This is a genomic window from Rahnella variigena (assembly GCF_003610915.1).
Taxonomy (GTDB): domain Bacteria; phylum Pseudomonadota; class Gammaproteobacteria; order Enterobacterales; family Enterobacteriaceae; genus Rahnella; species Rahnella variigena.
Genome location: NZ_NSDJ01000001.1, coordinates 1993783 through 2013008, shown reverse-complemented (window position 1 = coordinate 2013008; position 19226 = coordinate 1993783). Strand labels below are relative to the sequence as shown.

Annotated in this window: 15 protein-coding genes; 10 read left to right on the top strand and 5 right to left on the bottom strand. The window is 51.7% G+C overall.

Features of this window, described 5'->3' with window-relative positions:
• Nucleotides 1–15 precede the first annotated feature (15 nt).
• The gene (locus CKQ54_RS09210) at nt 16–1080 is read right to left on the bottom strand and encodes an AI-2E family transporter (RefSeq protein ID WP_120160260.1); all 1065 of its coding nucleotides are present in this window, start codon (nt 1078–1080) and stop codon (nt 16–18) included.
• A 260-nt stretch (nt 1081–1340) separates the two neighbouring features.
• On the opposite strand from CKQ54_RS09210, the gene bepA reads away from it, so the two are divergent.
• The gene (bepA, locus tag CKQ54_RS09205; RefSeq protein WP_165929022.1) at nt 1341–2870 is read left to right on the top strand and encodes a beta-barrel assembly-enhancing protease; all 1530 of its coding nucleotides are present in this window, start codon (nt 1341–1343) and stop codon (nt 2868–2870) included.
• Between the two features lie 27 nt (nt 2871–2897).
• The gene (gene arsC, locus CKQ54_RS09200; protein ID WP_120160256.1) at nt 2898–3254 is read left to right on the top strand and encodes an arsenate reductase (glutaredoxin); all 357 of its coding nucleotides are present in this window, start codon (nt 2898–2900) and stop codon (nt 3252–3254) included.
• Nucleotides 3255–3318: 64 nt separating this feature from the next.
• On the opposite strand, the gene hda is transcribed toward arsC, so the two are convergent.
• The 3 genes from hda to upp form a co-directional block, all read right to left on the bottom strand.
• Nucleotides 3319–4026, bottom strand: coding sequence for a DnaA inactivator Hda (gene hda / locus CKQ54_RS09195; RefSeq protein ID WP_013576559.1), 708 nt, complete (start codon nt 4024–4026; stop codon nt 3319–3321).
• A 164-nt stretch (nt 4027–4190) separates the two neighbouring features.
• Nucleotides 4191–5483, bottom strand: a complete 1293-nt coding sequence (gene uraA, locus CKQ54_RS09190) for a uracil permease (RefSeq protein WP_120160254.1) — start codon at nt 5481–5483, stop codon at nt 4191–4193.
• Nucleotides 5484–5689: 206 nt separating this feature from the next.
• Nucleotides 5690–6316 (bottom strand): uracil phosphoribosyltransferase, encoded by a 627-nt coding sequence (gene upp, locus CKQ54_RS09185; RefSeq protein WP_095925026.1) that lies wholly within the window; start codon nt 6314–6316, stop codon nt 5690–5692.
• A gap of 348 nt (nt 6317–6664) precedes the next feature.
• On the opposite strand from upp, the gene purM reads away from it, so the two are divergent.
• The 6 genes from purM to CKQ54_RS09155 all read left to right on the top strand — a co-directional run bounded on the left by purM (nt 6665) and on the right by CKQ54_RS09155 (nt 14641).
• Nucleotides 6665–7702 carry a phosphoribosylformylglycinamidine cyclo-ligase gene (purM, locus tag CKQ54_RS09180; protein WP_120160253.1) on the top strand — a complete coding sequence of 346 codons (1038 nt, stop codon included), beginning with the start codon at nt 6665–6667 and terminating at the stop codon, nt 7700–7702.
• Between the two features lie 42 nt (nt 7703–7744).
• The gene (gene purN / locus CKQ54_RS09175) at nt 7745–8383 is read left to right on the top strand and encodes a phosphoribosylglycinamide formyltransferase (RefSeq protein ID WP_120160251.1); all 639 of its coding nucleotides are present in this window, start codon (nt 7745–7747) and stop codon (nt 8381–8383) included.
• Nucleotides 8384–8603: 220 nt separating this feature from the next.
• Entirely contained in the window at nt 8604–9179 is a 576-nt protein-coding gene (speG, locus tag CKQ54_RS09170) for a spermidine N1-acetyltransferase (protein ID WP_112287572.1), read from the top strand.
• A 365-nt stretch (nt 9180–9544) separates the two neighbouring features.
• Nucleotides 9545–11614, top strand: coding sequence for a polyphosphate kinase 1 (gene ppk1, locus CKQ54_RS09165; protein WP_112287571.1), 2070 nt, complete (start codon nt 9545–9547; stop codon nt 11612–11614).
• 22 nt (nt 11615–11636) lie between these two features.
• A complete protein-coding gene (gene ppx, locus CKQ54_RS09160; RefSeq protein ID WP_120160249.1) occupies nt 11637–13184 on the top strand; it encodes an exopolyphosphatase in 1548 nt (515 codons plus the stop codon).
• A gap of 93 nt (nt 13185–13277) precedes the next feature.
• Nucleotides 13278–14641 (top strand): IS3 family transposase gene (locus CKQ54_RS09155; protein WP_120349673.1). Its coding sequence is split into 2 segments (ribosomal slippage): nt 13278–13767 and nt 13767–14641, totalling 1365 coding nucleotides; the frame shifts between segments, so codons are not numbered across the junction.
• A 75-nt stretch (nt 14642–14716) separates the two neighbouring features.
• Here the strand turns inward: CKQ54_RS09155 and CKQ54_RS09150 are convergent.
• Nucleotides 14717–16948 carry a sensor domain-containing phosphodiesterase gene (locus tag CKQ54_RS09150; protein ID WP_120164066.1) on the bottom strand — a complete coding sequence of 744 codons (2232 nt, stop codon included), beginning with the start codon at nt 16946–16948 and terminating at the stop codon, nt 14717–14719.
• Between the two features lie 503 nt (nt 16949–17451).
• Here CKQ54_RS09150 and CKQ54_RS09145 point away from each other — a divergent pair.
• Both CKQ54_RS09145 and mgtE read left to right on the top strand, forming a co-directional pair.
• On the top strand, nt 17452–17670 hold the full coding sequence (locus CKQ54_RS09145) for a YfgG family protein (protein WP_112287568.1): 219 nt from the start codon (nt 17452–17454) through the stop codon (nt 17668–17670).
• A 9-nt stretch (nt 17671–17679) separates the two neighbouring features.
• Entirely contained in the window at nt 17680–19119 is a 1440-nt protein-coding gene (mgtE, locus tag CKQ54_RS09140) for a magnesium transporter (RefSeq protein ID WP_120164065.1), read from the top strand.
• The last annotated feature ends 107 nt before the right edge of the window (nt 19120–19226 follow it).

Below are 19226 nucleotides of genomic sequence, written 5' to 3'. Positions count from 1 at the left end.
ACTCAGAGCCGGTTCTCAGACCGTTTCGTTCAGTGATTCATCCGGCCAGACGTGAACCACGGCTTTGACCAGCGTCGCCAGCGGTATTGCAAAGAATACACCCCAGAATCCCCACAGCCCGCCAAACACGACAACCGCCAGAATAATCACCAGCGGATGCAGGTTTACCGCCTCTGAGAACAGCAGCGGCACAATCACGTTACCATCGAGTCCCTGAACGACCAGATACGCGACAATCAGCGTCCAGAAATCCGCGCCGAGTCCCCACTGGAACATCGCCACAATCACCACCGGAATGGTCACCAGCATCGCGCCGATATACGGGATAAGCACAGATATGCCCACCAGCACCGCCATCAGCAACGAGTAACGCATGTCCATCACCACAAATACCAGATAAGTGGCGACACCGACGATGATCATCTCCAGCACTTTACCGCGGATATAATTAGTAATTTGCTGATTCATCTCCACCCAAACCTGTCCGGCCAGCCCGCGATCGCGTGGCAGCACGCGACGCACGGCATTGAGCATCTGCTCTTTATCTTTGAGGAGGAAGAACACCATCATCGGCACCAGAATCAGGTAAATCGCCAGCGTCAGTAAGCCAACCAGCGAGGCCAGTGAATATTTCACCACAGACTCGCCCAGCCCGGATAACTTGCTGCGCATGTTTTCGGCCATCATATCGATGATACCGGCATCGACCAGCGCCGGATAACGCTTGGGTAACGTGGCGGCAAAATCGTAAAAACGGTTAAGCATACTGGGCAAATCTGTCATCAGATTCACGCCCTGTTGCCAGGTAACCGGTGCAATGACGAACATGCCGAGCAGTAAAATACCGGCAAAAATAATCAGCACGACGCTGACGGAAAGCGTGCGGGAAAGCCCGACATGTTGCAGACGAACAGTTGGCCATTCCAGTAAATACGCCAGAACAATCGCCACCAGAAGCGGAGCAAGAATGCCATTAAGAAAATAAAGAATACAAAAACCCGCGACCAGGATGGCCAGCAGCGCAATGGCCTGGGGATCGGTAAAGCGACGGCGATACCACTGTAACAACATGTCCAACATCAGAGAACGCTCCTGTAGTTTCCTGTTCTGGCGGGTGTGCGCTGTATGTTCCCTGCGCGCGCAGACACAAGTAACTATCTAAAAAATTCGTTGTCATACAACTGTAGCTGCACAGTGTTTTAAACTCTCACGAGGATAGCTACTATAGAGACAGGCGCAAAGAAAAGCGTCAGAAAATAATGGTCTGACTCACTGATCATGGAAGAAAGGCTCGCAAAGCTCATCGGTATCGCGGTTCACTTATTGGGAAGCAAATGTTTATGGTCATGCGGTTGAAAAAAACGGTGATTGCCCTGTGTCTGGGCAGCCTGCTCACAGGCTCTATTCTGCCCGCAGGTGCGGATGACAGTTCATTCTGGTCAACGCCGGTGAGTTCTGCCAAAACCAGTTCACCCCTGGCTCCGCCGGTAAGCGACCAGTTACCCGATATCGGTACCACCGCAGGCGGCACGCTGAGCATCAATCAGGAACTGCAGATGGGCGATTTTTACGTCCGTCAGATGCGCGCCAGCACGCCGCTGATAAACGATCCGCTGCTTAATCAGTACGTCAATGAACTTGGCCAGCGGCTGGTAGCACACGCTTATTCCGTCCGTACTCCTTTTCATTTTTTTATCGTCAATAACGATGAACTGAACGCCTTTGCTTTCTTTGGCGGCAACGTGGTGATCCACTCTTCCCTGTTCCGTTATACCGATAATGAGAGCCAGCTGGCTTCCGTTATGGCGCACGAAATTTCCCACGTGACCCAGCGCCATCTGGCGCGCGCGATGGAAGATCAGCAGCGCAACGCCCCGCTGACCTGGGTGGGCGCACTGGGCTCTATCCTGCTGGCGATGGCCAGCCCGCAAATGGGCATGGCAGCGCTGACCGGTACGCTGGCAGGCACGCAGCAAGGCATGATCAGCTTCACGCAAGGCAATGAGCAGGAAGCGGACCGTATCGGCATTCAGGTTTTGCAGCGTGCCGGATTTGATCCGCAGGCCATGCCCGCCTTCCTGCAAAAACTGGCCGATCAGGCCAGCTATTCGACCCGCCCGCCGGAAATGCTGCTGACGCACCCGTTACCCGACAGCCGTCTGGCCGATATCCGCAACCGCGCCAACCAGATGCCGCACCCGATTGTGCAATCTTCACAAGATTACACCATGGCGAAAGTGCGCATATTGGGGATGTACGGTTCCGACAGTTTCCCGCTGAGCGATGATTATTTACTGAAGCTGAGCAACGGCAATATCCGTGAGCAGCTGGCAGCAAAATACGGCCATGCGCTGCAATTCTACAAAGCTAAAAAATACGATCAGGCACGGGCGATCCTCGAGCCGCTGCTGGCACAAAATCCCGGCAACGAATGGTTGCTGGATTTAGCGACCGATACCGATATCGAGAGCAAACGTGCACCGCAGGCTATTGCGCGTCTGGAACAGGCGGGTGCGGCGACCAGCTCAAATCCGGTACTTCAGCTCAATCTGGCCAACGCTTACCTCGAAGGGGCGAAACCGGCCAATGCCATGAAGATCCTCAACCGCTATACTTTCAATTACCCGGGTGATCCGAATGGCTGGGATCTGTTATCTCAGGCCGCTGCGGCGCAGGGTTTGCGTGCGCAGGAACTGGCCGCCAGAGCGGAAAGCATGGCGTTAATTGGCCGTCTGGATCAGGCGATTGAAATGCTGAGCAACGCCAGCGCATTACAAAAACTAGGCAGTCTGGAACAGGCCCGTTACGACGCACGCATCGACCAGCTTCGTCAGTTGCAGGGGCGATTCCGTCAGTATCAGAAAGGCTGATTTCAGCGCCAGAATGGAGAAATTTTAATGCCACATGATGTCGCGATTTACCACAACCCGGCGTGTTCAAAAAGCCGTGAGACTCTGAAATTACTGGAAGCAGAAGGCATTGAGCCGCAGGTGATTTTGTATCTGGAAACTCAGCCGTCGGTGGATAAGCTGAAAGAACTGCTGGGGCTGCTGAGCTTTAGCTCGGCGCGGGAACTGATGCGCAAAGGCGAGCAGATTTATAAGGATCTGAATCTTAAAGATAAAGACCTGAGCGAGGAACAACTGTTACAGGCAATGGCGGATCATCCGCGGCTGATTGAACGTCCGATTGTGGTTGCCAACGGCAAAGCGCGTTTAGGTCGTCCGCCGGAACAGTTTAAAGAGATTTTATAACCCCGCCAGTACATTCGGGTTCGGTTCACGAACCCGGCTGTCCTTTCCCATTAAAGCCTTCCGCTCACAGCCCGAGAATTTCTTTCACGAACGGGATCGTCAGTTTGCGTTGCGCGGTGATAGATGCGCGATCGAGCTGATCGAGCGTCATAAACAGCGTACGCATTTCCCTGTCCAGCCGTTTTAACAGGAAACGGCCCACGTCTTCCGGCAATTCAAAGCCGCGCAGTTTGGCGCGTAACTGCAATGCCTGAAGTTTTTCTTCGTCGGAAAGTGGCTGAAGTTTGTAGATTTGCCCCCAGTCGAGACGGGAAGCCAGATCCGGCAGGCTGAGATTCAGCTGACGCGGAGGACGATCGCCGGTAATAAACAGACGCGTGCGACCGGTTTCAAGAATGCGGTTATAGAGATGGAAAACAGCGGCTTCCCATTCATCATCACCGGCAATGCCTTCGATATTATCGATACACACCAGCGCCAGATGCTCCATGCCGTCCAGCACTTCCGGCACGAAATAAGCCCGCTTGTCTAAAGGCACATATCCCACCGCTTCGCCGCGCTGCGATAATTCTGCGCAAGCTGCGTGTAACAGATGGCTGCGGCCGCCGCCCTCGCGTGACCAGAAATAAATATAGGTGCCGTGTTCCTGATGCAATGCGCTCTGAATGGCAGATAGCAGAGAAGGGTTTTCCCCCGGATAAAAACTGGCAAAGGTTTCATCATCGGGTAGATAAAGTGGCAGGGAAAGCTGTGCCGGCGTATTCAGAAGCACCTCAACCGAAGCGGCATAAAGACCGCAGATGTTGTCACGTCAATAAAAGGAACTGCCGAATTCTAGCAAGGATCCGTCGTGAAATGAACTGTACCCGGTGCAACCGCTTGCGATCCGAGCACCTGACCGGCAAGCAGGTGCCTGACGGTCAGGAATGATCACGGTCAGACTGGCGGATTTTCCCGCTCATCTTCCACGTCAATGATCTGTTCTTCGCCGCGGAAAATCTCAATCACTTTGAACAACAGGCTCAGGAAGATACCGACGATCGTCGCCAGCGCCATGCCTTTCAGCTCAGCAGCACCGATGTGGATCTTCGCTCCGCTGACGCCGATGATCAGGATCACCGCAGTCAGGATCAGGTTCTGCGCTTTGTTGTAATCGACTTTCGATTCAATCAGTACGCGGATCCCCGAAGCGCCAATCACGCCGTAAAGCAGCAGCGAGACGCCGCCCATCACCGGTACCGGCACCGCCTGAATGGCCGCCGCCAGTTTCCCGATACAGGAAAGCAGAATAGCCAGGATTGCCGCGCCGCCGATAACCCAGGTGCTGTAAACCTTGGTGATCGCCATCACGCCGATGTTTTCGCCGTAGGTGGTGTTTGGCGTTGAACCGAAGAAACCGGACAGCACGGTCGACAGACCGTTCGCCAGCATCGAACGGTGCAAACCCGGATCCCGCAGCAAATCTTTCTTCACGATGTTTGCCGTCACGACCAGATGCCCGACGTGCTCAGCAATCACCACCAGCGCTGCAGGCAGGATGGTGAGGATAGCCACCCATTCAAAACGCGGCGTGTAGAAAGTTGGCAGCGCGAACCAGTGTGCGTTTTCAATAGCAGAAACATCCACTACGCCCATGAAGAACGAGAGTGCATAACCGACCAGCACGCCAATCAGGATCGGGATAATCGCCAGGAAACCGCGGAACAGTACGGAACCCAGAATCGTCACCGACAGCGTCACCAGAGAAATGGTGATGGTGGTGGAATCCACGGTTGCGCCATCGGCAGGCAGCAATCCGGCCATATTCGCTGCGACACCGGCCAGTTCAAGCCCGATGACGGCCACGATTGCACCCATCGCCGCGGGCGGGAACATCACGTTGATCCAGCCAATCCCGGCTTTCTTAACTATCAGCGCCACCAGACAGAACAGTAAACCGCAGGCAATAAATCCGCCCAGCGCCACTTCATACCCCATCGGCAACAGCAACAGCACAGGTGAAATAAACGCGAAACTCGAGCCGAGATACGCCGGTATCTTCCCTTTACAGACAAATAAATACAGCAAAGTCCCTATGCCATTGAACAGCAGCACCGTTGCCGGGTTTATCTTAAACAGAATGGGAACCAGAACGGTGGCACCAAACATGGCAAACAGATGCTGGAAACTCAGGGGGATTGTCTGCAGCAATGGCGGACGTTCGCTTACCCCGATGACACGACGGGTCATGAATGTGATCCTCTCAATGGTGTGATGTTGTATTAAACCGAACCCTTTGCTCGAAATAATTCGGGTTGCAGGAAGGCGGCAAGCCCGTGAGTCCCTGGGAGCATAGATAGCTATGTGACCGGGGTGAACGGGCGCAGCCAACGCATCTGCAGCCTGAAGTATGACGAGCAAAAAAAAGCCGACTGATTAGTCGGCTAAACGCTTATTTACTTCGTACCAAATATCTTGTCGCCCGCATCACCGAGCCCCGGGATGATGTAGCCTTTCTCGTTGAGCCCCTGATCCACCGAGGCGGTGTAGAGTTCAACGTCCGGGTGCGCGGCTTCGAGAGCGGCGATCCCTTCCGGTGCGGCAACCAGCACCAGCACTTTAATGCTCTGGCAGCCGGCTTTTTTCAGCAGGTCGATGGTGGCAATCATAGAACCACCGGTGGCCAGCATCGGGTCAACGACCAGCGCCAGACGTTCTTCGATGTTAGAAACCAGCTTCTGGAAATACGGCACAGGTTTCAGGGTTTCTTCATCACGGTACACGCCGACGACGCTGATACGCGCACTCGGAACGTGCTCCAGTACGCCTTCCATCATGCCCAGACCGGCACGCAGGATTGGCACGACAGTAATTTTCTTGCCTTTGATCTGATCGATTTCCACCGGGCCATTCCAGCCTTCGATGGTGACTTTTTCAGTTTCTAAATCGGCAGTCGCTTCATACGTCAGCAGACTTCCCACCTCAGAAGCCAGTTCGCGAAAACGTTTCGTGCTGATGTCGTTTTCACGCATCAGGCCCAGCTTGTGTTTCACCAGCGGGTGTTTCACCTCGACGATCTTCATTATTTATTCTCCTAAGGTGGTTGAGCTGCAAAAAAAAATCGCGAGATTATAACGCCATTTTTTTTGAACGCCATACCAATTAGCCTGATCCAAATCAACTTATCCTTCTTCATTGAAGCCGCAGCTGCGTTAGCGGCTCTCTCTCACCCGAATCACTGACTCAAGTCAGCTCATCGGGATTCGCTCGTTTGCTGCCTTGCTGCAACGCCAATGACTTCGGCTAAGTGTGGTATCTTTAAGTATAGATAGTGACTCTGAATAAGGCGCTCGCAAACGTTTGCTTCCACTGTTAGAATTGCCCCGCTTTATTCTTCAACCACCAACCCAAACCGCCGTGGGGACTTCGCAGTGACCGACAAAACCTCTCTCAGCTATAAAGACGCAGGCGTAGATATCGATGCCGGTAACGCATTGGTAGATCGCATTAAAGGTGTAGTAAAACAGACCCGTCGCCCGGAAGTTATGGGTGGATTAGGGGGTTTTGGTGCTCTCTGCGCGCTGCCGCAAAAATATCGTGAACCCGTGCTGGTTTCGGGTACCGACGGCGTTGGCACTAAGCTGCGTCTGGCGATGGATTTAAAGCGCCACGATACTATCGGTATCGACCTGGTCGCGATGTGCGTCAACGATTTGATCGTTCAGGGCGCTGAACCCCTCTTCTTCCTCGATTATTACGCCACCGGCAAACTGGACGTCGATATCGCCGCCAGTGTGATCACCGGTATTGCAGAAGGCTGTAAACAGTCTGGCTGTGCGTTAGTCGGCGGCGAAACCGCTGAAATGCCGGGCATGTACCACGGCGAAGATTACGACGTCGCCGGATTCTGTGTTGGCGTAGTGGAAAAATCAGAAATTATCGACGGCAGCAAAGTGGCTGACGGCGATGTGCTGATCGGCCTCGCCGCCAGTGGCCCGCACTCCAACGGTTACTCCCTGGTGCGCAAAATTCTGGAAGTCAGCAACACTGACCCGGAAACCACCACGCTGGCAGGCAAATCCCTGGCCGATCACCTGCTGGCACCGACCAAAATTTACGTGAAGTCGATCCTCAATCTGATCGAAAACGTGGACGTTCACGGTATCGTTCACCTGACCGGTGGCGGCTTCTGGGAAAACATTCCGCGCGTACTGCCGGAAAACACTCAGGTCATCATCGAAGAAGCCAGCTGGCAGTGGCCGGACGTCTTCACCTGGTTGCAGACTACCGGTAACGTCAGCCGTCACGAAATGTACCGCACCTTTAACTGTGGCGTGGGCATGGTGGTCGCACTTCCGGCAGAACTTGCCGACCAGGCCATTGCGTTACTGAATGACAAGGGTGAAAAAGCGTGGAAAATTGGCTATGTTAAGGCCTCTGACTCCGCTGAGCGCGTCGTTATTGAGTAATCAGTCAGGTCACTCTATTCACTGAAGACGACAGGTAGGGATATGAAAAGGATTGTGGTTTTGGTATCGGGCGAGGGAAGCAACTTACAGGCCCTGATCGATGCCTGCCAGCAGGGACGAATCAACGCAGAAATCAGTGCAGTCTTCAGTAATAAAATCGCTGCATACGGGCTTGAAAGAGCCCGTTTAGCCGATATTCCGGCACATGCGCTGGATGTAAAAGCTTACGAAGATCGCATCGCCTTTGACGTTGCACTGGCTGACGCTATTGAAATCTTTAAGCCCTCTCTGGTGGTTCTCGCCGGTTACATGCGGATCCTGAGCGCCGAATTCGTTCAGCGCTTTGCAGGGCGCATGATTAACATCCACCCTTCCCTGCTGCCGAAATATCCGGGTTTACATACTCACCGTCAGGCGATTGAAAATCAGGATGCCGAACACGGCACGTCCGTACATTTCGTGACGGAAGAACTTGATGGCGGCCCGGTGATTTTACAGGCCAAAGTGCCTGTTTTTGCTGAGGATACGGAAGAAGAGCTGGTTGCCCGCGTGCAAACGCAGGAACACAGTATTTATCCGCTGGTGGTCAGCTGGTTTGTTGACGGACGTTTATCACTGCAAAACGGTCAGGCGTTTCTGGATAACAATCCGCTATGTGAGCGCGGATACGCAGAAGATTAATCTGCTCTCGCCTCACGATTTCACTATAAACCGGCCACGTGCCGGTTTTTTATTTTCCATCATTTGACATTTGTTTACATTTCACCCGATATAATGCACATCCCGGCGCACGTTTAAACGTCGTTTGTGCGCCGACCTTCATCTGAAACACGGTTGTTTCAGACCTCATATTTACGAAGGTTACCCTCATAAAACGGCTTTTATAGTTGAGGAACACCCCATGTTTAGCCATAACAGCGTCAGATTACGTCCACTGGAAAAGGACGACCTGTCGTTTGTTCACCGTCTTGATAATAACGCCAGCATCATGCGTTACTGGTTTGAAGAACCTTACGAGGCTTTCGTCGAACTGACCGACTTGTATCACAAACACATCCATGACCAGAGCGAACGCCGCTTTATTATAGAATTCGAAAGCGGACCGGTCGGCTTAGTGGAGCTGGTGGAAATTAATCATATTCACCGCCGCGCGGAATTTCAGATAATCATTGACCCGCAACATCAGGGCAAAGGCTTTGCCGGTGATGCCGTGCGTCTGGCGATGGATTATGCCTTCTCTGTTCTGAACCTCTACAAACTGTATTTAATCGTGGATAAAGAAAATAAAAAGGCGATCCACATTTACAGCAAATTAGGGTTTGAGATCGAAGGTGAACTGAAACAGGAATTCTTTGTGAACGGGGAATACCGCAGCGCCATCCGCATGTGTATTTTCCAGCCGCAATTCCTGGCGAAGTACAAAACCAAACCGGTTCAGGTCAAAACTGAATCACTGATTGGCGCCAGCGCTGTGTAGTTTAGTGCTGTATAGTTTAGTGCTGTATAGTTTAGTGCTGTACTGTTTAGCGCAGTAAAAATCAGGCCATACATTACCGGTGAGGGGAAAAGAACTCCTTCACCGGTAAGACTTTTCCTGCCTTTTTCTCTCATTTATTCCCCTGATATAAACTCTCCTGAAATCATCCCCAGTTATGTTGGACTTTCCTGTCAATCTTTCGCAATATTGATAGCAGACACTAGGCCCCTCTCACTGACAGCTTCCTGTTGCGCTGACCTGAAAATATGGCCCGTAACACGAGGAATAAGCTGAGCTAAATTGCGGTGTTTTCGGGCAAATTTGCCTGTATGGGCCAGGTTGCAAGCTAAATGAACGGAGTGAAAATGGGTCAGGAAAAGCTTTATATCGAGAAAGAACTAAGCTGGCTGTCCTTCAATGAGCGCGTGTTGCAGGAAGCGGCAGACAAAAGCAATCCTCTGATCGAACGGATGCGTTTTTTAGGGATCTACTCCAATAATCTGGATGAGTTCTATAAAGTCCGTTTTGCCGATTTAAAGCGACGGATCCTCATCAGTGAAGAACAAGGCTTTCTGGGTGCTTCCCGTCATTTACTGAAAAAAATTCAGGCGAAAGTTCTGCGTATTGATCAGGAATTTGACAGCCTTTACAACGATTTGCTGCTGGAAATGGCGCGTAATCAGATCTTCCTGATTAACGAACGGCAGGTTTCTGAGAATCAGCAAGCCTGGTTGCGTCAGTATTTCAAACATCATCTGCGCCAGCACATCACGCCCATTCTGATTAATCACGACACCAATCTGGTGCAGTTCCTCAAAGACGATTACACCTATCTGGCGGTCGAAATTATCCGTGGCGAAGAAATTCACTATGCGCTGCTGGAAATTCCTTCAGATAAAGTGCCGCGCTTCGTCAATCTGCCGCCGGAAGCTCCGCGCCGCCGCAAACCAATGATCCTGCTTGATAACATTTTGCGTTATTGCCTGGACGATATTTTCAAAGGCTTCTTTGATTACGACGCGCTGAATGCCTATTCGATGAAAATGACCCGTGACGCCGAATACGATCTGGTCACGGAAATGGAATCGAGCCTGCTGGAACTGATGTCATCGAGCCTGAAACAGCGTCTGACCGCCGAGCCGGTGCGTTTTGTTTATCAGCGCGATATGCCCGATGAAATGGTCGAATTACTGCGCGGCAAGTTGGGTATCTCGAACTATGATTCCGTGATCGCCGGTGGCCGTTACCATAACTTTAAAGATTTCATCAGTTTCCCGAATGTCGGTAAAGCCAATCTGGTCAACCGCCCGCTGCCACGCCTGCGCCATTTATGGTTCGATAAATTCCGCAACGGCTTTGCGGCGATCCGCGAGCAGGATGTGCTGCTGTATTATCCGTATCATACGTTTGAACACGTGCTGGAGCTGCTGCGCCAGGCGTCGTTCGATCCGAACGTTTTATCCATAAAAATTAATATTTACCGCGTTGCGAAAGATTCACGCATCATCGAATCGATGATCCACGCGGCGCACAACGGTAAGAAAGTGACCGTCGTCGTCGAACTTCAGGCGCGCTTTGATGAAGAAGCCAACATTCACTGGGCGAAACGTCTGACAGAAGCCGGTGTACACGTTATTTTCTCTGCGCCGGGCCTGAAAATTCACGCAAAACTCTTTCTTATTTCCCGCCGCGAAGGCGATGAAATTGTCCGCTATGCTCATATTGGGACCGGTAACTTTAACGAGAAAACCGCCCGCCTTTATACCGACTATTCGCTGCTCACCGCGGATGCGCGCATCACCAACGAAGTCCGCCGGGTGTTTAACTTTATTGAGAACCCTTACCGTCCGGTCTCTTTCGAACATCTGATGGTGTCGCCGCAAAACTCGCGCGACATGTTGTATCGCCTGATCGACAAAGAAATTGCCAATGTACAGGCTGGCGGCACAGGCGGTATTACGCTGAAAATCAATAATCTGGTGGATAAAGGACTGATCGACCGCCTGTACGTCGCGTCTAACGTCGGGGTGAAAATCCGTTTACTTATCCGCGGTATGTGTTCGCTGGTCCCTAATTTACCGGGCTTTAGCGAAAACATTCAGGTGACCAGTATTATTGACCGCTATCTTGAGCACGACCGTGTTTATGTCTTTGAAAATGGTGGCGATACCAAAGTATTCCTGTCTTCTGCTGACTGGATGACCCGTAATATCGATTACCGAATTGAGGTTGCTGTCGCCCTGCTCGATCCACGCCTTAAACAGCGCGTTCTGGATATTCTCGAACTGCTGTTTAGTGACACGGTAAAAGCCAGAGTGATTGATAAAGAACTGAGCAACCGGTATGTTCCACGCGGAAATCGTCGCAAAGTGCGTGCGCAGCTGGCGATTTACGAATATCTGAAAGATCTGGAACAACAAAGTCAGCAAGCCTGAATCTCTGGAGCGCTACACAACTATGCCCCTTAAAAACAGCCCAATGAACGCCAAGCCACAGGAAATTGCGGCTATCGATCTCGGATCGAACAGTTTCCATATGGTCATCGCGCGCGTGGTTAACGGCGCGATGCAGGTCTTAGGTCGCCTGAAACAACGCGTTCATCTGGCCGATGGTCTCGACAATAAAAGTGTGCTCAGTGAAGAAGCCATGCAACGTGGGCTGGATTGCCTGGCTTTATTTGCAGAACGTCTGCAAGGTTTTCCGGACAGCAACGTCACCATCGTCGGCACGCATACCCTGCGTCAGGCGGTGAACGCCGAGGAGTTCCTCAGGCGTGCGAAAGAAGTGATCCCCTACCCGATTGAAATTATTTCCGGACAGGAAGAAGCCCGTCTGATTTTTATGGGTGTTGAACACACGCAGCCGGAAAAAGGTCGCAAGCTGGTCATCGACATCGGGGGCGGTTCTACGGAACTGGTCATCGGCGAAGATTTCGAACCTTTGCTGGCAGAAAGCCGCCGTATGGGCTGTGTCAGTTTTGCGCAGATGTTTTTCCCGGAAGGCGAAATCAGTCGCAGCAACTTCAAACGCGCGCAACTCGCTGCCGCACAGAAGCTGGAAACACTGGCCTGGCAGTACCGTCTGCAAGGCTGGCAGTATGCGCTGGGCGCGTCCGGCAGTATCAAAGCGGCTTACGAAGTGCTGGTCGCAATGGGGGAGAAAGATGGACTGATCACCCCTGAACGTCTCGAAATGCTGACCGAAGCGGTGCTGGATTTCAAAAAATTCAGTGATCTGGATTTACCGGGCTTATCAGAAGACCGTCAGTCAGTGTTTGTGCCGGGACTGGCGATTTTGCGTGGCGTATTTGATGCGCTGGCTGTCAAAGAGCTGCGTCTTTCAGACGGCGCGCTGCGTGAAGGTGTGCTGTATGAGATGGAGGGTCGTTTCCGTCATCAGGACATCCGCACGCGTACCGCAAAAAGTCTGGCCGACCATTACAATATCGACCGGGAACAGGCACGCCGCGTGCTGGAAACCACCGAGCAGCTATACAGCCAGTGGTTAGCGCAAAATACCAAACTGGTGCAGCCACAGCTGGAATCACTGCTGAAATTCAGCGCCATGCTGCATGAAGTGGGTCTGAGCATTAACCACACCGGAATGCATCGCCACTCTTCTTATATCCTGCAAAACACTAATTTGCCGGGCTTTAATCAGGAACAGCAAACGCTGCTGGCGACGCTGGTGCGTTTCCATCGTAAAGCCATCAAGCTGGAAGAATTGCCACGCCTGAATCTGTTTAAGAAGAAGCACTACATTCCGCTGATCCAGTTGCTGCGTCTTGGCGCATTACTCAATAACCAGCGCCAGTCCACAACCACGCCGGGATCCCTGCGGTTATCTACCGATGATAATCACTGGACGCTGCGTTTCCCGGCCGGCTATCTGGCGCAGAACAACCTGGTTCAGCTGGATTTTGAAAAAGAACAGAGCTACTGGGATGACGTCACGGGCTGGAAACTGATGCTCGAAGAAGAAGAAGACGGCGCCACGGAAGACTAATTCGTTTGTCGCAGTAAAAAAGCCCTCCGGCACAACGTGCTCTGGACTGCACCCCAAAAGTTGGACACCCAACTGAGTAAGGTGCAGTTTTTTATGGCGAAGCCAAAATATACCCTCGAAACCAGAATGGCTGTGGTCAGCCATTACCTCTACGGCAATGACGGGACACAACGGACCGCAGAACGTTTTGGTGTCGAAAGAACATCCGTTCGTCGCTGGGTCAGAGCCTGGCAATTACACGGTATTGATGGCATTACCTGGAAAAATGACCGCCATTCTCCGGCATTCCGGATTGCTGTTGTCCGGACTGTTCTCGGTGAAGAACTTTCAATGCGCGAAGCTGCCGCACGGTTTAATATCTCAAACGAGACCGTCGTCCGGCACTGGGTTAATGTCTACAAAGACGCTGGTGAGAATGGACTTCTGAGCATAAAACCCGGCCGGAGCAAAGGCATGACAAAACCCAAAAAAGCATCCCCACTTACCGATGAGGCGCTGGAAAAGTTATCTCCCGAAGAGCTGCGGGCTGAGCTCCGTTACCTGCGTGCAGAGAATGCCTACCTAAAAAAGCTAAAGGCCTTAGTTCAAAGCGAGAAAAACGGCAAAAAGCCGCAATAATCAGTGAACTAAGGCGTAATTATGCGCTTAGTGACCTTCTGCGTGCAGCGGGGATGTCCCGCAGTACGTGGTATCACAATGTGAACGCGCTGAAGCGAGTGGACAGGCATGCCGGACTGAAAGACAAAATCAGAGAGATATACCACCATCATAAAGGGCGTTATGGTTACCGCAGGATCACGCTCTCACTGAGAAAGCAGGGGCTGCTGGTGAACCATAAAACAGTACAGCGGCTGATGGCAGAGGTGTCGCTCCGGTCGCTTATCAGGGTGAAGAAATATCGCGCCTGGAAAGGGGAAGCGGGCAAGGCAGCCTCCAACATCCTGAGTCGGGACTTCAGTGCATCAAAAGCCAACGAAAAGTGGGTTACGGATGTTACAGAGTTCTCGATACAGGGTAAAAAGTTGTACCTGTCACCGGTTCTCGATCTTTTTAACCGGGAAATCATCTCATACAGCCTGTCGGAAAGACCGGTGATGGAAATGGTGAATACCATGCTGCGTGATGCGTTCGCAAAGCTCAGTCCAGAAGATGCCCCGTTGTTGCACTCGGATCAGGGTTGGCAGTATCGAATGGCAGCCTATCAGGCAAAATTAAAGGCAGAGGGCATAACGCAAAGTATGTCGCGTAAAGGAAACTGCCTGGATAATGCTGTAATGGAGAACTTCTTCGGTACGCTGAAATCGGAGTGTTTTTACCTGAGCCAGTTCGGGAGTCTCAGGGAACTGAGGGAGGCGATAGAGGGATATATCCATTACTACAACAACGAAAGAATAAGCCTGAAATTAAAAGGGTTGAGTCCGGTAGAATACCGAACCCAGGCCCTGAAAGCCGCTTAACATGAACTGTCCAACTTTATGGGGTCAGTCCACTCAGAGGGCTTTTTATTTTCTATGCCCCAATCCCCCGCGAAATCAGGTAGCAGGGAAATCGAGCAATGTGGCCAGTGGCTCCGGTTTACCCACCAGATATCCCTGCATGTAATCGACGCCCAGCGCATGGAGCGCGGCTTTCTGTTCTTCCGTCTCCACATACTCCGCCACAATAGACAGATGCTTCATACGTGCGACCTGGCAGATAGATTGCACAATGTAAGCATCCAGTGAATCGGTGAGCATATTGCGCACAAAACTGCCGTCAATTTTCAGGATGTCGGCCTGAATAGCTTTCAGACGTCCGTAACTGGCGTAACCGGTGCCAAAATCGTCTATTGCAATCCGGCAGCCATAAGCACGCAGTTCCCGCATCGCGAAGTCGGCATATTTCATATTCTGCAAAAGATGCGATTCGGTGACTTCCAGAACGATCTGGAACGGCTCAATTTCATATTCCAGCATCAGCGATTTAAAATCGCGGGTGAACGTCGGACGACATAACGTCGATGGCGTGAAATTCACGGCAAAACGCAGGCTCGGCAGACGTACACGGTTCTGATTAATAAACATCAGCGCATGCCGGAGTACCCACATATCCATCTGATAAGACAGCCCGAATTCGTGAACTACCGGCAGGAATTTATCCGGCGTGATCAGGGTATCCTGCGAACCATCAAACATGCGCAGCAGGATTTCGTAATAGCTGTCGCCGCGAACGCCCAGTATCGGCTGAGCCATCAGAACAAAGCGGTCGTCATCTAAAGCACGCTGAATTTTGTGCAGCATGTCGACTTTGTCTCTGATCTCCAGCTGAACCTGACTGTGGTCGCTTTTATTCGACTCAGGCTGACCGGTGGTCAGTGAAACTTCTGCAATACCACTGAGTTCACCCAGCAAAATAGGCAGATGCTCGACTGGCGAATATACCGTGCAGTACGACAAACCAATGTTGGGATGCAACGGCAACCCGTTCCAGAGCAGGCGGAAATCCTCGAGATAATCATGCAGCCCCTGCAATTTCATATCTGCATCTTCACAGTTCAGGCGCAGAACCAGATCATAGCCGGGTAAGTGATACACACGCTCGCCGGACTGAAGGAAAGGTTTGAGCCCGACCGCCAGTTGCTGTTTGAACTGGATCCGCAGCTGCATCCCGTAGTTACGGCTGAGAACGTCCATATCCGACACGCGGATGAAACAAAGCATGGAACGCGGATGGCGGGCTAAATCGCGGTTAAAGGCACGCAGATTAGGCAAACCAAACACCGGATCCAGCAAGGCGGCTGATCTGAATTTTTTCATCAGCAGTCGCTGGCGCGAAGAAAGCGCCGACATCAGCAACAGCGTAATGGTGTAAACCAGCATCAGCGCTGAGACAAAGACCAGATTATGGACAAAGCCGGTTTCTGAGATAAACCCCTGATAATTGTAGAATAATACAGTGAGCGTAATACTCCATACGATACTGATGAAGTAATAGCCATAGCGTAACGCCCCGAACAGCATCACAGGGAAAAGCAGCGTCAGAGTGTAATCACTCAGCAAAATTTTTGTGAACGGCTCGCTTATACTGGGCACGCTGAGCAGCGTGACCATGGTGGCCATGACCAGAAACCAGACCACCATTTCGGTGGTTTTCACGCCCGGCGCCCGCTGCTTACGCAACATCATCCGCAACACGCGCCAGTAGCGGGGCTGGCGAATCATGCGGATCACCAGGTAAATAACGTGCGAATTGAGCAAAATGCCGATGATCATCGCCTGCAAATTGATGAGTGTCCGCAACGTCACAAAATCAGCCGTGACCAGCCCCAGATAACCCGGCAGCAACCCGCTTTCCACCACAATCTGCAGTACGGTCATGAAGAAGACTGTGAGGAAAACCAGCAACCAGCCGACACGCATCCACGCCAGATTCATCAGACCTAATGGCGCCGACCAGCGATTTCCGGCCTGCCAGCGGTATCCGAGCCAGGCCAGAAAAAGAGAGGTGAAATAAATAACCGTCAGCAACGTCGCCATTTCTGCGCCGACCCTGAAATAATAACGCAGGAACAACGTCAGGACGATCCCGGGTAATGCAGCCCAGTCAAATACCATCAGCAGCGCAACACACGTCGCCAACGGCATATAAATCAGATAGGTGCGACCTTCAGGCAAGAATATGATCGGAGAAAGCCATGAGGTAACGGGGATCAAGACCAGCGCGCAAATGATGGGAAGTCCCCACCATTTATGGCGAATCTCATGCCAGGAAAAAATTTTACGCATTCAGTCCATCTAAGTTTTGCGCATGAACTTCATGCCGCGGTGAGTGATTCATCGTGTAACGGACGCCAGACAAGCTGGCTGACAACCGCAGTTGCAGACGTCGTCTAAAATTATCGTAGTAAAAACGTCACTTCACACAAAATAACTGAAGAAAAAAGAATACAGCGGAGGTCAGAGTACAACGCTTCAAAATAAGACTGAATTCTAATGTTACTTATCTTAAATCCCTTGATGCAGATCATTAAACACAATCTTTGTGTTTTAACGTAAAAATCATCTTAAACAAATTCATCGCGTGACTAACAAAATGGTTTTTATATCCAGTGATATAGAATAATCCCAGGAAAAAGGAAAATTACTCGTTTACAAAAATGGACGTAACGGAAATTCGCCTTTATTTGATTATCTGGCTGCTCGTTTAGATGTGTTATATATTGTAAACGTTATCATTTGCAGCTCTTCATCCTTCCACCGGAGCAACGATTTACTTAAGCGATAAAATTATGTCTCGAAAAACCAACATCACAATGACGAAAATCGTTTTATCGATCAGCTTCATTATTTTGTTAGGACGTCTGGTCTATTCCGGTATCGGCGCGTATTCCCACCATCAGAACCAAAAACAACAGCAAACAGATGGGCAAACTGTCGCACCTCAGGAACCGACTTCCGACAAAACTTGTACCGGCACACTCAAAACCTGCCGCTACCATAAGGACTAAGGATCCCGAATGTCTGCCGAAAAACCAAAAAGTTACGGTCAAAAACTCGCCGAGAGTCGTGGCCGGATCCTCGATCTCCTGCTTAACACCGATGATCTTGCTGACAGCATTCTCGGTGAAGAAATTGACGTTGATGATGCCACCCGCGCCAGGCTGATGGATTACACCGCGGAGCTGAGCTCGCGGGTGCAGAAACTCCATGCCGCTGACGTGGCGGATGTGCTGGAAGCGTTACCCATTCACGAACGCCTTGCGTTGTGGCGGCTGGTTGAACCCGCTGCCCGCGGTAAGGCGCTGGTCGAAGTCTCTGAAACCGTCTGGGACAGTCTCATTGAGGAAATGAGCGATAAAGACCTGCTGAAAACCATGTCTCTGCTGGATGTGGATGATCAGGTCTATCTGGCCGAATATCTGCCGCGTGACCTGACGGGCCGCGTGCTTACCTCACTGGATCCGCGTCAGCGCGATAAAGTGCGCGAGGTGATGAAATTCAATAAAGAGTGCGTCGGCAGGATCATGGACTTCGAGCTGCTGACGGTTCGCCCTGATGTTTCTCTCGGCACCGTGCAGCGCTTTCTGCGTCTGAATAAAGCCATCCCGGAAGCGTCCGATAAGCTGTTTATCACTGACCGTAAAAACACGTTATTAGGCGAACTGCCACTGACGGCGATTTTGCTGAACCCGCCGCATACGCTGGTTTCAGACGTCATGGTCACCGATCTCACCAGTTTTGAGCCGGAAGATAAAGCCGAAGACGCCGCCAGTGCGTTCGAACGTTATGACCTGATCACCGCGCCGGTGGTGGACAAAAAAGGCAAGCTGATGGGACGTCTGACGGTGGAAGAAATCGTCGATTTCGTCAATAACGACACCGACAGCAATTTACGCCGCATGGGGGGGCTGAGCCCGGAAGAGGATGTCTTTTCACCGGTCACTAAAGCGGTGCGTAATCGCTGGGCGTGGCTGGCGATCAATCTGTGTACGGCCTTCGTGGCGTCGCGCGTGATCGGTTTGTTTGAACATACGATTTCACAACTGGTGGCGCTGGCTGCCCTGATGCCAATTGTTGCCGGCATCGGCGGGAATACAGGCAATCAAACCATCACCATGATTGTCCGCGGACTAGCCCTGCACCATGTCCAGCTCGGTAACCTGAAGTTCCTGATGTTCAGGGAACTGGGCGTCGCGCTGATTAACGGCCTCGTCTGGGGCGGACTGATGGGCGTGGTGACCTGGCTGCTGTACAGCGACTGGGAAATGGGCGCCGTAATGACGCTGGCGATGGTGCTGAACCTGCTGCTGGCAGCGCTGATGGGCGTGGTTATTCCGCTGACCATGGTGCGTCTGGGGCGCGACCCTGCGGTCGGTTCCAGCGTGATGATAACCGCCCTGACAGATACCGGCGGATTCTTTATCTTCCTCGGCCTCGCCACCATTTTTCTGCTCTGACCCTCTTATTCCGGCCATCCGGCCGGAATATTCGTCAACTATTCCAACGTAACGTAAAAATTATATTAATAATTAGTCACGCTTTTCCGATACTGATAGTACGTGTC